We start from the raw sequence: 13,614 nt of genomic DNA, 5'->3' as shown, positions 1-13,614 counted from the left end.
CAAGAAGCGGGGCAAGAAGCGGGGCAAGAAGCGGGGCAAGAAGCGGGGCAAGAAGCGGGGCAAGAAGCGGGGAGTGCGGGGGAATGAAGCAAGGACGGGTAAGGACGGGGGAGGGCGTGCGAGGGCGTGCACCCCCCCCCGGCGAAACCGCTCTCCGACCGTACTGCGGACCTTACCCGGGGCTTAGCGCGCGTCGTATCGCGCGAGGGTCAGGCCGTTGAGGTCGATGTCGGGCGTTTGCCCGGACACGACGTCGGCGAGCACGCGCCCGGAGCCGCAGGCCATTGCCCAACCGGTCGAGCCATGGCCGACATTGAGGAAAATGCCCGGCAGATGCGTTGCACCCAGCAACGGCGGGCCGTCGGGCAGCATCGGACGCGCGCCGACCCATGCCCGTGCCTCACGATACCTGCCGGCCCCGGGGAACCAGTCCGTCGCCACTTTGTAGAGCGTGGCGATGGCGCGCTCGCGCAACACGAGTTGTGTGTCGCCCAGTTCGGCCGTGCCGGCAATGCGCAAGCGGTTGCCTTGCGGCGTGATGGCGGTCTTGTAGGACTCGTCCATCACGGCAATGCGCGGGCTGAACAGCTCGGTCTTGACCGGCACCGTAATCGAATAGCCCTTGACCGGCCAGAGCGGCAGATCGATGCCGAGCGGGCGCAATAACGACGCACTGGCAACGCCGGCGGCAATGACCACCGCGTCCGCTTCGAGCGACGACTTCTGCCCCGGCTGCGCCGTGCTTGCCGTCTCGATCGTCACACCGGCCCGGCCGACGTTCGGACGAACGGACTGCACGGTCGTCTCGGTGGCAAGCGTCACTCCCATGTCGCGGGCGATCTGGGCGAGGCGCTTGGTGAAGAGCGGGCAGTTGCCGGTCTCGTCGCGTGGCAGATGCAGGCCGCCGGCGAGAGGAGCATCGGTCGAGATCGCGGGTTCGAGCTTGCGGCAGTCGTCTGCGCTCAGCAGGCGATGCGGCACTTCGTTCTCGGTGAGCATGGCGCGCGCCGGCTCGTTCATCTTGATGTCGCGTTCGGTACGGAACAGTTGCAGATAGCCCTGCGTGTGTTCGTATTCGAAAATGTGGCTCTCGCGCAGTTCGTGCAGGCAACGCTGACTGTAGAACGCCAGACGTTGCATCCGTTCGCGATTGGCGCGGTAGCGCTCGAGCTTGCACTCGCGCAACCAGCGCGCCGCCCAGCGCCACGTGCAGGCGGACAGGCCCGGCCGGAAAATGAGCGGGCTGGCCGAACTGAACATGTAGCCCAACAGCTTGCGCGGCATGCCGGGCGCGGCCCAGGGCGTGACGTAGCCTGGCGCGATGACGCCCGCATTGCCGAAGCTGCTCTCCTGCGCAACCGTGCTGTTGCGCTCGACGAGCGTGACCGTGTGCCCCGCGGCGGCCAGATAGTAGGCGGTGCACGTGCCAATGACCCCGCCGCCGATAACGATGACCTTCATTCCCAACCGTCTGGTGTGTGGCGAACGCCCGTTCGTTCGCTTGTTAGTGTCGTTCTTGGACGCGCCGCGTGCCCGGAGACCGGTCGGAATCGACCGGGACGGCCAAAATCGGGTACATCGCGGCCCGTTTGGATACGGGGCGCATAGGTTACCAGAGAGACGCCCTCACAGGGCGGGACCCCACGAAGAATGCCCGCCTCACACTCGGGTATAACCCGGGGTAAGCAGGGTATAATCCCGGTTTGTCGTTCCCCCGCGTTTTGAACGCCTCGCCTTCCGTCCTTCCATGACTCACATTGCCTGCTTCGCCGGCGCCTTGGCGCTCTCCGAATTCCGCCAGCAACGTCTTTTGCAGACCCTGCAAGCCATCGATAGTTCGATCGTGCGTATCGATGCCCGCTACGTGCACCTCGTCGCCAGCGCCGAGCCGCTCTCGAACGACGACATGGCGCGCGTGGCCGGTCTGCTCACTTACGGTGAGCCGGTGCGCGAAGAACCGGTCGGCGACCAACTGCTGGTGATCCCGCGTCTGGGAACGATTTCGCCGTGGGCGAGCAAGGCGACCGACATCGCCCGCAACTGCGGCATTGATCATGTGCGCCGTATCGAGCGCGCCGTCGAATATACGATCGGCGTGAAATCGGGTCTGCTGGGCGGCAAGAAGTCGCTGGCGCCCGACGTCCTCGCTCAGGTCGCCGGCGTGCTGCACGACCGGATGACCGAGGCGGTGGTGGCCACGCGCAAGGACGCCGAAGCGCTGTTCGTCGAACTGCCGGCCAAGCCGTTGCAGACGATCGACGTGATCGGCGCCGGCCGCGGCGCCCTCGAGGCCGCAAACCGGGATCTGGGCCTCGCGCTGGCCGAAGACGAGATCGACTATCTGGTCGACGCCTTCACCTCGCTCAAGCGTAACCCGACGGACGTCGAACTGATGATGTTCGCGCAGGCCAACAGCGAGCACTGCCGTCACAAGATTTTCAACGCCAACTGGACCATCGACGGTCAGGCGCAGGACAAGTCGCTGTTCCAGATGATCAAGAACACGCACCAACTGCACCCGCAGGGCACGGTGGTGGCGTATTCGGATAACGCGTCCGTGATGGAAGGCGCGGAAGTCGAGCGCTGGTATCCGCGCGGCGCCGATGGCAAATACGGCCGCAGCGTCGAACTCACGCACACGCTGATGAAAGTGGAGACGCACAATCACCCGACCGCCATTTCGCCGTTCCCGGGCGCCTCGACGGGCGTGGGCGGCGAAATCCGCGACGAAGGCGCCACGGGTCGCGGGTCCACGCCGAAGTCCGGCCTGACGGGATTCACTGTCTCGAATCTGGCGCTGCCGGACGCACGCGAATCGTGGGAAAACGATCGCGATGTGGCCGTGCCGCCGTCGCTGCGCAAGCCCGACGACACCGGTGCCGATTACGGTCGCCCGGACCGCATCGCGTCGCCGCTCCAGATCATGATCGACGGCCCGCTCGGCGGCGCTGCGTTCAACAACGAATTCGGCCGCCCGAACCTCGGCGGCTATTTCCGCACCTACGAACAGAATGTGGGCGGTCTTGTGCGTGGCTACCATAAGCCGATCATGATCGCAGGCGGCATGGGCAATATCGCTGCACAGCACACGCACAAGCACGATCTGCCGGCCGGCACGCTGCTCATCCAGATCGGTGGCCCGGGCATGCGCATCGGCATGGGCGGAGGCGCGGCCAGCTCGATGGCGACCGGCACCAACACCGCCGAACTCGACTTCGATTCGGTGCAGCGTGGCAACCCGGAGATCGAGCGTCGCGCACAGGAAGTCATCAACTGGTGCTGGCGTCAGGGCGAAGCCAACCCGATCCTGTCGATTCACGATGTGGGCGCGGGCGGCATCTCCAACGCTTTCCCCGAACTGGTCGACGGTGCGGGCAAGGGCGCGCGTTTCGATCTGCGTCAGGTGCAGCTCGAAGAGTCGGGCATGTCGCCCGCCGAAATCTGGAGTAACGAAGCGCAGGAGCGCTACGTGCTTGCCATCGCACCGGACAGCTTCCCGGCGTTCCAGGAAATCTGTCAGCGCGAGCGTTGTCCGGTGGCGGTCGTGGGGATTGCCACGGACGAGCGTCAATTGAAGCTGGTCGACCCGATGCATCCGGAATCGCCGGATCCGGTCGATATGCCGATGGACGTGCTGCTCGGCAAGCCGCCGCGCATGCACCGCAACGTCACCCGCGTCAAACAGGAACTCCCGCCGGTCGACGTAACGGGCCTGTCGCTCGACGACGTGGCGCGCGCCGTGCTGCGTCACCCGACGGTGGCCAGCAAGTCGTTCCTGATCACCATTGGCGACCGCACCGTAGGCGGCCTGACCGCGCGCGACCAGATGGTCGGCCCATGGCAGGTGCCGGTGGCCGATTGCGCCATCTCGCTCATGGATTACGCCGGTTATCGCGGCGAAGCCATGACGATGGGCGAGCGCACGCCGCTGGCGGTGATCGACGCGCCTGCGTCGGGCCGCATGGCGGTCGGCGAGGCCATCACCAACATTGCGGCGGCGCCGATTGCGTCGCTCGATCAGATCAAGCTGTCGGCCAACTGGATGGCGGCATGCGGCACGCAAGGGGAAGATGCCGCCCTGTTCGATACGGTGAAGGCCGTCGGGATGGAACTGTGTCCGGCGCTGGGTCTGTCGATCCCGGTCGGCAAGGATTCGTTGTCGATGCGCACCAAGTGGGACGATGCGGGCCGTGCCAAGGACGTGGTCGCACCGGTTTCGCTGATCGTGTCGGCGTTCGCACCGGTGGAAGACGTTCGCGGCCACCTCACACCGCAACTGCGCTCGGTCGCAGACGCCGGCGAGACCGTGCTGATCGCGATCGATCTGGGGCACAACAAGAACCGTCTGGGGGGCAGTATCCTCGCGCAGGTCACGCAACAGATCGGTGACGTCACGCCGGATCTTGACGACCCGGCCGACCTCCAGCGCTTCTTCGACGTCATTCAGAAACTCAATCGCGACGGCAAGCTTCTCGCGTATCACGACCGCTCTGACGGCGGCCTTTTCGCCACCGTCGCGGAAATGGCGTTCGCCGGTCACGTCGGCGTGTCGCTCAACGTCGATATGCTGACGCTCGACGACGGCTTCGAGTCCGACTATGGCGATGCCAAGGATTGGGCGAAGCAGACGGCGGGGCGTCGCGAAGACAAGACGCTGCGTGCACTTTTCTCGGAAGAGCTAGGTGGCGTGATTCAGGTGCGCGCCTCGGAGCGTGACGCAGTGCTGCAAACATTGCGCGACGCCGGCCTGTCGTCCGTCACGAATGTGATCGGCAAGCCGAACACGAGCGACGTCATCGAAATCTATCGCGATGCGAAGAAGATCTTCGGCGCTTCGCGCGCCGAGTTGCAGCGCGTGTGGTCGGAAGTGAGCTGGCGTATTGCGCGGTTGCGCGACAACCCGGCTGCGGCTGATGCCGAATACGACGCGCTCAACGACACCAGCGATCCGGGTCTCTCGCCGAAGCTGACGTTCGACCCGAGCGAAGACGTGGCCGCACCGTTCATTGCGACGGACGCGCGTCCGAAGGTGGCCATCCTGCGTGAGCAGGGCGTGAATTCGCATCTGGAAATGGCCTATGTGCTGGATAAGGCCGGCTTCGAGGCTTACGACGTGCACATGAGCGATCTGCTCGCGGGCCGTCATTCGCTCGACGCGTTCAAGGGCTTCATCGCTTGCGGCGGTTTCTCTTACGGCGACACGCTGGGCGCCGGGGAAGGCTGGGCAAAGACGATTCTGTTCAACCCGTCGCTCGCCGAGCAGTTCGCCGGCTTCTTCAACCGTGCGGACACGTTTGCATTGGGCGTCTGTAACGGTTGTCAGATGATGAGCAACCTGTCGAACCTGATTCCGGGCGCAGCGGCGTGGCCGAAGTTCACGTACAACCAATCGAAGTACGAGGCGCGGCTCACGCAAGTGGAAGTGCTCGACTCGCCGTCGTTGTTCTTCAAGGACATGGCGGGCTCGCAACTCCCGATCGTGATCGCACACGGCGAAGGCTTCGCCAACTTCGGGCAGCAGGGCAACATCGATCAGGCGATTGCGGCGATGCGCTTCGTCGATCATCGCGGTCAGCCGACCGAGCAGTATCCGTTCAACCCGAACGGCTCGCCGCGCGGCCTGACTGCCGTGACGACCGGTGATGGACGCTTTACCGTGATGATGCCGCACCCCGAGCGTGTGTTCCGTACCGTTCAGATGAGCTGGGCGCCCCAGCAATGGGGCGACGACAGCCCGTGGATGCGCATGTTCCGCAACGCGCGCCGCTGGGTGGCGTAAGTGGTGTAAGTGATGTAACCGGGCGCAGTCCAACGCACTCCCACGCCAACGTCAAGGCTACCCGATGAGCGCAACACCGATCGGTTGCGTGGCAAGGGGGAGCGTTGTGGCACCCGTGCATCGTGGCATCGAAGGAATAACCGCCTGCCCTGTGATGGGGCCGGCGGTTTTTTCATGGCGTTTCCTGCGCTGTGTCGATGTCAGCGCCCGTTCCTCGGCGGGAACCCCGGCGAAATGATGGAGGGCGTCGGCGGGCGGCGCTCGCATCAGGACGCCGGAACACTGCCATGCGGCGCTTTTGAGACCGCATCGCGAGACCGTGGATTGGTAGCGCTGATTGACGAGCGTGGCGACGTCCGCGCCACTGAGGGCGTGCGCGACGAGGCGAACGCCAGCGAGTCCGAGACAGACGCCCGTCGCGAATGTCAGCGTCCGGCACCGGTGCGCAAAAGTTGACTTGACCATGTTGGCGACCTCAAACCTCGGTTGCGTCGGAGGATGATTGGATTGCCGTCGAGGAACTCAACTGTCAACGTTGACAGGTCGCCATCGTGGCACAGATGCCTCGGATGGCAGCCTGTCAGGGTTGACAGTTGTCCGTCGCAAACGATGCATGGCCCAATGAGCGCGGGTCGATTTCAGTCGGGGTGCTGGCATGGCAATCCCAACGTGGCGCGCCGCCTTGGCGGCGTGGACACGGTTCATCGCATTGGCGCGCGTCCCGATGCGGGGGCGCGGCAAGATACTGACGAATCGTCGTCGCACCTTGCGCGTCGGTCGCGTCGGGCGCATTGTGCTCACTTGTCTAGGTGCGGCGCTTGCGATGCGTGCCGCGCCGGCCGATGCGCTGACCGGCGCGGACGTGGCGCAGTTGGTGAACCAGCGATACGCGTCGCGCGTCGAAAAGTGTGCGCTGGACCGTCCGTTGTGGATGTGCAGCGGGGTGATCGTGCGGCCGCTGTCGGGGGGCGCGTCCCAGCATTTCGCGGCACCCACGGCGAGCGAGACGCAAACGCAGTCGGTGAATCTCGCGTTCGTGCGAGGGGATTTGCGCGCTTCGTCGCTGGGAGCGACGGCGGGACTGATTCTCGAAGACGGTTTCACGGCAGTGGCATCACAGAAGTCTTACGACGTGCGCTGCGTTTATCCGCTATCGGTCGAGCCAACCGCGACGTCTGGCGCGAAGGGGTGCGATCTGCCCGGCGGTGCTGCGTCGGCGCCACCGGATCTGAGTTCTTGCGCCACCCATGGTGTGACGGACGCCGCCGCATGGGTCGACCATTTCAATGCGAGTGCCCAAAGTGTCCTCAAGCAATGCTCGATGAATGCGCTTGCGGCCAAATCGTTTTACGCCGCGATGCAAGCGCACGAACAGGCGCCCGCACCGTTCGGGCAGACGACCATGTCGCTCCTTGTCGCGGCATGGAATCCGGCATTGCCTGCCACGATCCCGATTCAGGCGTTGTATTACGACACGGGTTCGGCAGGCCAGCTTTTGCAGGCGCAGCGTTATCAGATGCAGTTCTACGCCGCGACCCAAGTGTGGCTGCCTATCTTGCGCGTCACGTTCGTGCCGGGGCAGGGGGCGACATTCGGGTATGACGAAACGGAGCAACTCGACGAGGGGTTCCGGGTGGTCGAGCGGTTGACGAAGCGTTACCTCGATACGTCGCCGGACTGCAACGCAGGGACGAAGGCCGCTTACTACTGCGACGGCGTTCTGATTCGGATGGTGGCGGTGCAGTACATGCCCGTGTGGAATCCGCGCGCCGACTATTACAAAAGAGACGGTATCTCGTTTACCTATCTGCGAGCGGATGCCAAGGTCGGCGCCGTGGCCACCTGGACCGGCGGTACGGGTTTCATCATGAAGGAGTTCAACGCGCCGGCAGGCCATCCCTTGACGCTGAAATGTTCGTTCCCGACCGATGCCGGCACAGGCGGTCGCTCGGAAAGTTGCTTCAGCAGCGCGACGGACAAGCGATTCTGCGATGAGTTGGGCGTCACGTCCTACGCCATCTGGGTCGCGCGTTACGGCGCCGGGGGAATCGGCCTTCATTGTCCGTTCCGTCCCGACCCGGCAGGCTTCCAGCTAAGCATCACGATTCGACGCGACTATCCGAACATCATCATGCTCGGCTATCCACACAACGAGATCACCCTCAAGCCCTGGCCGTCCGACATCCCGGGGCAGTTGCCGCTCGAAGCGTTCGTGGTCGTGGGAAGCGCGTTTGCGGGCGGGCGTGTCATGCAGCAAGGCTATTTCGACGCGACGGGACGGTTCTTGCCGATTGTCCGTGTGAACGTCACCGCGGCTGCCACACAGGTATTTACGTACGTACCTGCGGACCAAATCAGCGCGAATTGACGAGGCTGACGCGACGCACGCCAAGCGTGTCGCGTCATAGACAATCAATCGAATGCCACGAATGGAGAAGCCCCTGATGGCGTTGCCATCGGGCATAGGGGGAGGGGCGGACTGAGGCCGCCTGGTGGGCATCGACTCTCTGAGGTTTGCGCGAGGTGACGAAATGTCGAGGAGGCGGCTCGGGCAAGGCGTGAGCGTTAATGGCGGGTGGGTACGGCGCTGGATGGCCGGGATCGGACTCGCGTTCGCGATGGTCTGCACGCCGGCGCATGGTCTCACCGGCGCGGACGTGGCGCAGTTGGTGAACCAGCGATACGCGTCGCGCGTCGAAAAGTGCGCGCTGGACCGTCCGTTGTGGATGTGCAGCGGGGTGATCGTGCGGCCGCTGTCGGGGGGCGCGTCCCAGCATTTCGCGGCGCTCACGGCGAGCGAGACGCAAACGCAGTCGGTGAACCTCGCGTTCGTGCGCGGCGACTTGAGCACCGCGTCGCTGGACGCCACCGCCGGGTTGATTCTGGCGGATGGTTTCACGGCGGCGGGCGCACAGCAGCCATACGCGATGCACTGCGTCTACCCGTTCACCGTCGCGCCGCCGGGCACTGCCGGCTCAAGGGGGTGCGATTTGCTCGGCGGCGCCGTGCCCGCGCCGCCCGACCTGAGTTCCTGCAAGTCGCACGGCGTGGCCGACATGGAGGACGTGACGGCCTGGGTCGCACATTTTCGCGCGAACGGTCAGAACGTGCTTCGGCAATGCTCGCTAAGCGCACTTGCCGCAAAACCGTTCTACGCTGCGTTGCAAGCGCACGAGCAGGCTACGGCCTCTTTGGCGCGCACGAGCATGTCGCTGCTGAGCGCCGCATGGAATCCCGCCGTCCCCGCAACCATCCCGATTCAGGCGTTCTACTACGACACGAGCACCGCCGGCCAATTGCTGCAAGCGCAGCGCTATCAGATGCAGTACTTCACGGCGACGCAAATGTGGTTGCCGATCCTGAGGGTGACATTCATCGCAGGGCAGGGCGCGACGTTCGGATACGACGAAACGGAGCAACTCGACGAGGGCTTGCGCGTCGCGGCGCGATTGACGAAACGGTATCTCGACACGTCGCCCAACTGCGATGGCGGGACGAAGGCGGCGTACTACTGCAACGGGGTTTTGATACGGATGGTGGCGGTGCAGTACATGCCGGTATGGAATCCTCGTGCGGACTATTACACAAGGGACGGCATTTCATTCAGCTACCTACGCGCGGACGCCGGGGTTAGGTCCGTGGCCAGTTGGACGGGGGGCACGGGCCTCATCATGAAAGAATTCAACGCACCGACGGCTCAGCCGCTAACACTGAAGTGTGCGTTTCCTCAGGACGTCAGTACCGGATCGATTCCCGATAGCTGTCTGCGTGCGGGGGTTAGCTATTGCGATGAACGCACCGTCAGAAGGTTCGCGACATGGGTAGCTAACAGATACTGCCCGTTTCGACCGACCCCTGCCGGATTCGAGGCGAGCATCGAGATTCGCCGCGCCGATGCCGGGCAGGTGGGGCCATACAACGAGATCGCCATCAGACCTTGGCCTTCCAATGTTCCCGCGCAATTGCCGCTTGAAGCTTTCGTGGCCGTAGGCAACGCCTTCGTCGACGCGCGCACGATGCAACGTGGTTTTTTCGAAGCAACGGGACGATTCATGCCTATCGTTCGCGTCAATGTCACGGCACCTCCCGATCAAGTCTTTACCTATGTACCCGCCGACCAGATCGGTGCGAACTAGGCGGATGGGGCGCTGATGCGTCGCTCGACCTGTCAGGGTTGACAGTTGTTCGCCATGAATCGTCTGTGGCCTTATTCACTACAGCGGTGCATGACGCACCGTTTGCGATAACGAATTCATCAGGAGGCCGCAATGAACGCTACATCGATTGTCACGCTGGCGCCGAGCGTACTCGAGGCGCGAGGAAACAATGGTCAGGAACTTCTGGCTACCGATTACTATGATCGCGAGCATGTGACCGTTGAAACCCCGCAGTACGTCGGCATGACAGCGGGGCACACCGTCGGCGTGCGTTGGCGAGGTCCGGCGTTCATTTATGACTCGCCGATCAGGACTGTCGCATTCCCGGCACGATTGGCGTTCCAGGTTCCCCGCTGGGAAGTGCTCGATTCGATCGGCACCACGGTGCAGGTCACGTTCAGCGTCAAACGAGGGGCAGCGGCTATCGAAATGTCCGGTGCACTGGGTCTGCGCGTGCAGGGAACGCCGTTCGCCCCGCCGACATACGACGCCGCCCGGGCGCAAGTGGTCGTCAGCTATCCCTCGCAAGCGAACGGTCAACTGGTGACCGTGCGTTGGGGCGGGATCGTGGTTCGCGATACCGGACTGACGACGGTCGTCCCGGGAAGTCCAACCCGGATTTCGATTCCGAGCGCCTGGATTCAGGAGAATCGCGGCAGGCGTGTCAACGTCACCTATGCCATCGGCACGACGTCCGGTGCGCCTTATCTGTTCTCCAGAACGCTGCGGCTTCAGCTGTAATCGCCGCGTGGCGATCACGGTCGACGATCGTTACGGATGAAGCCAGCGTGATCTGATGGGCGGGGGCTCGTCGAGAGGGGAGACACGACGATGTTAGTCCATTGCCAAGCGCGCCAAACGTCAGACGGGTTGGCCCGTTCACTTGTGTTGCGACTCGTCCTGTGGGCGGCGCTGGTTCCGTGCGCCTCGGCGCAGTCGCTCACGGGGGCCGACGTCGCTTTTCTGGTCAATCAGCGCTATCAGTCCACGGTAAGTCAATGCGCGGCCGGCCGGGCCGCGTGGATGTGTTCGGGGGTGCTGATACGTCCCTTGTCGGGGGATTCGTCGCGTGACGTTGCATCGCTGTCGGCGGCAGAGTCGGCACTGGGTTCGGCGAGTGTGGTCTACCTTCGGCAAGACATCGGGACGTCGTCTCTGTCGGAAAGCGCAGGCGTCATTCTGGCCGACGGTCTGACGGCCGCAGGCCGGGGCACCCCCATCTCGGTGCGATGCGCTTATCCCTTTGCGCCAACGCTCGCCAGCGGTATGAGCGCCAACGGTTGCGACTTACTGGCGAACAGTTCGACTGCCGTGCCTGATGCGAGCACATGTGCGTCGCATGGCGTCATGGACGTGGTCGGCTGGACGGCACATTTCGCCGCGCAAAGTCGTGATGTGCAACGTCAATGCTCGCTGAGTGCAACTGACGCGAAACAGTTCAGGGCGTCGATCGATACGCACGGGGCTGTATCTCCGGAATTCTCCAAAACGTCGAATGCGTTGCTGCTCGTGGCCTGGGATCCGCGGAATGTGCAGACCATGCCGGCGCAGGCGTTTTTCTACGATCCGTATCGGGGTGGACAACTACTTCAGGCGCAGCGTTATCAGAAGCAGTATTTCGATGCAAGCCGGCAATGGCTGCCCATTCTTCAGATGCGATTCGACGAGCGCGGGAAAGCCGCTTTCGGTTTCGACGAATCGGATCAGCTGGACATCGGTTATCAAGTGGCCGAGCGTCTAAACGCCCGATTTGCCGACACGTCGGACACGTGTCCGGGGCAGAAGCCGGGGTTTTATTGCAACGGGATCCTCATTCGGGTGGCCGAAGCGAATCCTTTGTTTCACGCGTGGGATCCGAGTCCGCAGTCGATGGCGCGCAACGGTGTGTCTTTCACCTATTTGCGCGCCGATGCCCACGTCACCGTCCTGATCGAAGACCGGGGCGCGACCGGCTTCATCGTGAAAGAGTCTTCGGCGCCTGCGGCGTATCCACTGACCGTGCGATGCTCGTTCCCGTCGGATGGATGGACCGGCGGACGCACCGACAGCTGCAACGCCGGCACCGACCCGCGGTTATGCGACGAACTCGGCGTGACCACAATCGCCACATGGCAGCAGCATTACCTGCCGTCCGAACTTTGGACGCAATGTGCGTTCCGTCCCGATATCCCGTCGTTTCAGTTGAGCATCGACGTGCGACAGCATTTCCCCAAGGTGGATGTGTTACGCAACGCGGACAACGAGGTCATCATCAAACCCTGGCCGCGCGGCATTCCGCTCGAATTGCCACTCGAAGCGTTCATTATTCTGGGCGATGGGGTCGGTGACGGAAGGTACGTGCAGCAGGACTACATGAACACGACTGGCCGGTTCCTGCCGTTGATCCGCGTCGATCCCGTGGCGACGCACGGCAAAGTCTTCTCCTACGTGCCGGGCGACCAGATCGCTGCGCTATCGTCGACGGTGCCACCGCCCAAAGCGCAATAAATGAGGCTTCTCAACAAAAATCCCGCCGAATGGCGGGATTTTTATCGATATCGGTCAGCGCAACGCTTACTGAATCTTGGCCTTCTTTTCCAGGCCGTCGATGAAGCCTTGCAGCTTTTCTTCCTGCATCTGCTGCATCAACTGCGGCTTGACGTCGGACAGCGGCGGGATCTGTGCGTCGCGCACATCGTCCAGTTCGAGAACGTGATAACCGAACTGCGTCTTCACCGGCGTTTGCGAGTACTGGCCCTTTTGCAGCTTTTGCAGCGCGTCGGCGAACTCGGGCACATAGGCATTGGCCGGTGACCAGTCGAGGTCGCCACCGTTTTGCGCCGAACCCGGGTCCTTCGAGTATTGCTTGGCGAGATCCGCAAACTTCGCGCCGCCCTTGAGCTTTGCGATGATGTCCTTGGCGGTGTCTTCGCTCGGCACCAGGATATGGCGTGCGTGATATTCCTTGTCGCCGAACTGCTTCTTCAACTGATCGTAGCGCGCTTGCAACTCGGCGTCGGTGACCGGCGAGGTCTTCTGGAAGTCGGCGATCAGGGCGCGAATGAGCACGCCTTGCTCGGCGAGCTTGATCTGCTGCTTGACAGTCGGATCCGTGGCCAGACCCTTGCTGATGGCGGCCTGCGCGAGCACTTCGCGCTTGACCAGCTCTTCGCGCACCTGCTGTTGCAGTTGCGGCGAGTTCGGCTGACCCTGACGCACCATTTCACGCACCATGGCGTCGGCGCGGGCCACGGGCACCGGCGTGCCGTTCACGACGGCAACGTTCTGGGCGAGGGCGGGGAGGGAGACGGCGGTCAGCGACACGGCGGCGCCGAGCGCCAGTGCCGTGCGGGCGAGTTTCAATGCCATGCTGTTTTTCCTAACGAATGACGGGGGCAAGGTTAATCGACAGGGGACGCGTCGCATGCGCGTTACGCTTCGCCGGGGGCGAGCGCAACGATGGCGAGGGCGTGAATGCCGTTCTGCATCAAATCGGCCAACGCATCATACACCAGCCGGTGACGCGCAACGCGGTTACGTCCGGTAAACGCCGCAGATACGATGCGCACGTTGTAATGACCGCCCGAGGCCGCGCCGGCGTGGCCGGCATGGCGGGCGCTGTCGTTCTCGAGGGAGAGTTCGAGCGGGGAGAGCGCAGCGGTCAGCCGCGCTTCGATTTGCTGTTCCATGGTCATGGCG

The 13,614-nt window shown here is 63.5% G+C and carries 8 protein-coding genes; 5 read left to right on the top strand and 3 right to left on the bottom strand.

What is annotated here, in order from left to right:
- Positions 1-183 precede the first annotated feature (183 nt).
- Positions 184-1,461, bottom strand: a complete 1,278-nt coding sequence (locus tag PAN31108_RS01510) for a D-amino acid dehydrogenase (RefSeq protein WP_150667133.1) — start codon at positions 1,459-1,461, stop codon at positions 184-186.
- Positions 1,462-1,747: 286 nt separating this feature from the next.
- Between PAN31108_RS01510 and purL the strand changes: the two genes are divergently transcribed.
- The 5 genes from purL to PAN31108_RS01485 all read left to right on the top strand — a co-directional run bounded on the left by purL (position 1,748) and on the right by PAN31108_RS01485 (position 12,423).
- A complete protein-coding gene (purL, locus tag PAN31108_RS01505; protein ID WP_150667132.1) occupies positions 1,748-5,779 on the top strand; it encodes a phosphoribosylformylglycinamidine synthase in 4,032 nt (1,343 codons plus the stop codon).
- Positions 5,780-6,434: 655 nt separating this feature from the next.
- A complete protein-coding gene (locus PAN31108_RS01500; protein WP_150667131.1) occupies positions 6,435-8,147 on the top strand; it encodes a hypothetical protein in 1,713 nt (570 codons plus the stop codon).
- 163 nt (positions 8,148-8,310) lie between these two features.
- Positions 8,311-9,915, top strand: a complete 1,605-nt coding sequence (locus tag PAN31108_RS01495) for a hypothetical protein (RefSeq protein WP_150667130.1) — start codon at positions 8,311-8,313, stop codon at positions 9,913-9,915.
- A gap of 132 nt (positions 9,916-10,047) precedes the next feature.
- Complete coding sequence (locus PAN31108_RS01490) at positions 10,048-10,677, top strand: hypothetical protein (protein WP_150667129.1); 630 nt, start codon at positions 10,048-10,050, stop codon at positions 10,675-10,677.
- A gap of 129 nt (positions 10,678-10,806) precedes the next feature.
- The gene (locus PAN31108_RS01485) at positions 10,807-12,423 is read left to right on the top strand and encodes a hypothetical protein (protein WP_150667128.1); all 1,617 of its coding nucleotides are present in this window, start codon (positions 10,807-10,809) and stop codon (positions 12,421-12,423) included.
- A 66-nt stretch (positions 12,424-12,489) separates the two neighbouring features.
- On the opposite strand, the gene PAN31108_RS01480 is transcribed toward PAN31108_RS01485, so the two are convergent.
- Together PAN31108_RS01480 and PAN31108_RS01475 are read right to left on the bottom strand one after the other, a co-directional pair.
- Positions 12,490-13,284, bottom strand: a complete 795-nt coding sequence (locus PAN31108_RS01480) for a peptidylprolyl isomerase (protein ID WP_150667127.1) — start codon at positions 13,282-13,284, stop codon at positions 12,490-12,492.
- Between the two features lie 62 nt (positions 13,285-13,346).
- Positions 13,347-13,610: a BolA family protein gene (locus PAN31108_RS01475; protein ID WP_150667126.1), complete on the bottom strand. Its 264-nt coding sequence runs from the start codon at positions 13,608-13,610 to the stop codon at positions 13,347-13,349.
- Positions 13,611-13,614: the final 4 nt, after the last annotated feature.

It is taken from the genome of Pandoraea anhela, assembly GCF_902459655.1.
In the GTDB taxonomy this organism is placed as follows: domain Bacteria; phylum Pseudomonadota; class Gammaproteobacteria; order Burkholderiales; family Burkholderiaceae; genus Pandoraea; species Pandoraea anhela.
This window is presented reverse-complemented; position numbering and strand designations above follow the sequence as displayed.

Excerpts from the sequence above, each read along its gene's own strand:
- PAN31108_RS01510 (WP_150667133.1), bottom strand. The coding sequence starts at position 1,461 with ATGAAGGTCATCGTTATCGGCGGCGGGGTCATTGGCACGTGCACCGCC.
- purL (WP_150667132.1), top strand. The coding sequence starts at position 1,748 with ATGACTCACATTGCCTGCTTCGCCGGCGCCTTGGCGCTCTCCGAATTC.
- PAN31108_RS01500 (WP_150667131.1), top strand. The coding sequence starts at position 6,435 with ATGGCAATCCCAACGTGGCGCGCCGCCTTGGCGGCGTGGACACGGTTC.
- PAN31108_RS01495 (WP_150667130.1), top strand. The coding sequence starts at position 8,311 with ATGTCGAGGAGGCGGCTCGGGCAAGGCGTGAGCGTTAATGGCGGGTGG.
- PAN31108_RS01490 (WP_150667129.1), top strand. The coding sequence starts at position 10,048 with ATGAACGCTACATCGATTGTCACGCTGGCGCCGAGCGTACTCGAGGCG.
- PAN31108_RS01480 (WP_150667127.1), bottom strand. The coding sequence starts at position 13,284 with ATGGCATTGAAACTCGCCCGCACGGCACTGGCGCTCGGCGCCGCCGTG.
- PAN31108_RS01475 (WP_150667126.1), bottom strand. The coding sequence starts at position 13,610 with ATGACCATGGAACAGCAAATCGAAGCGCGGCTGACCGCTGCGCTCTCC.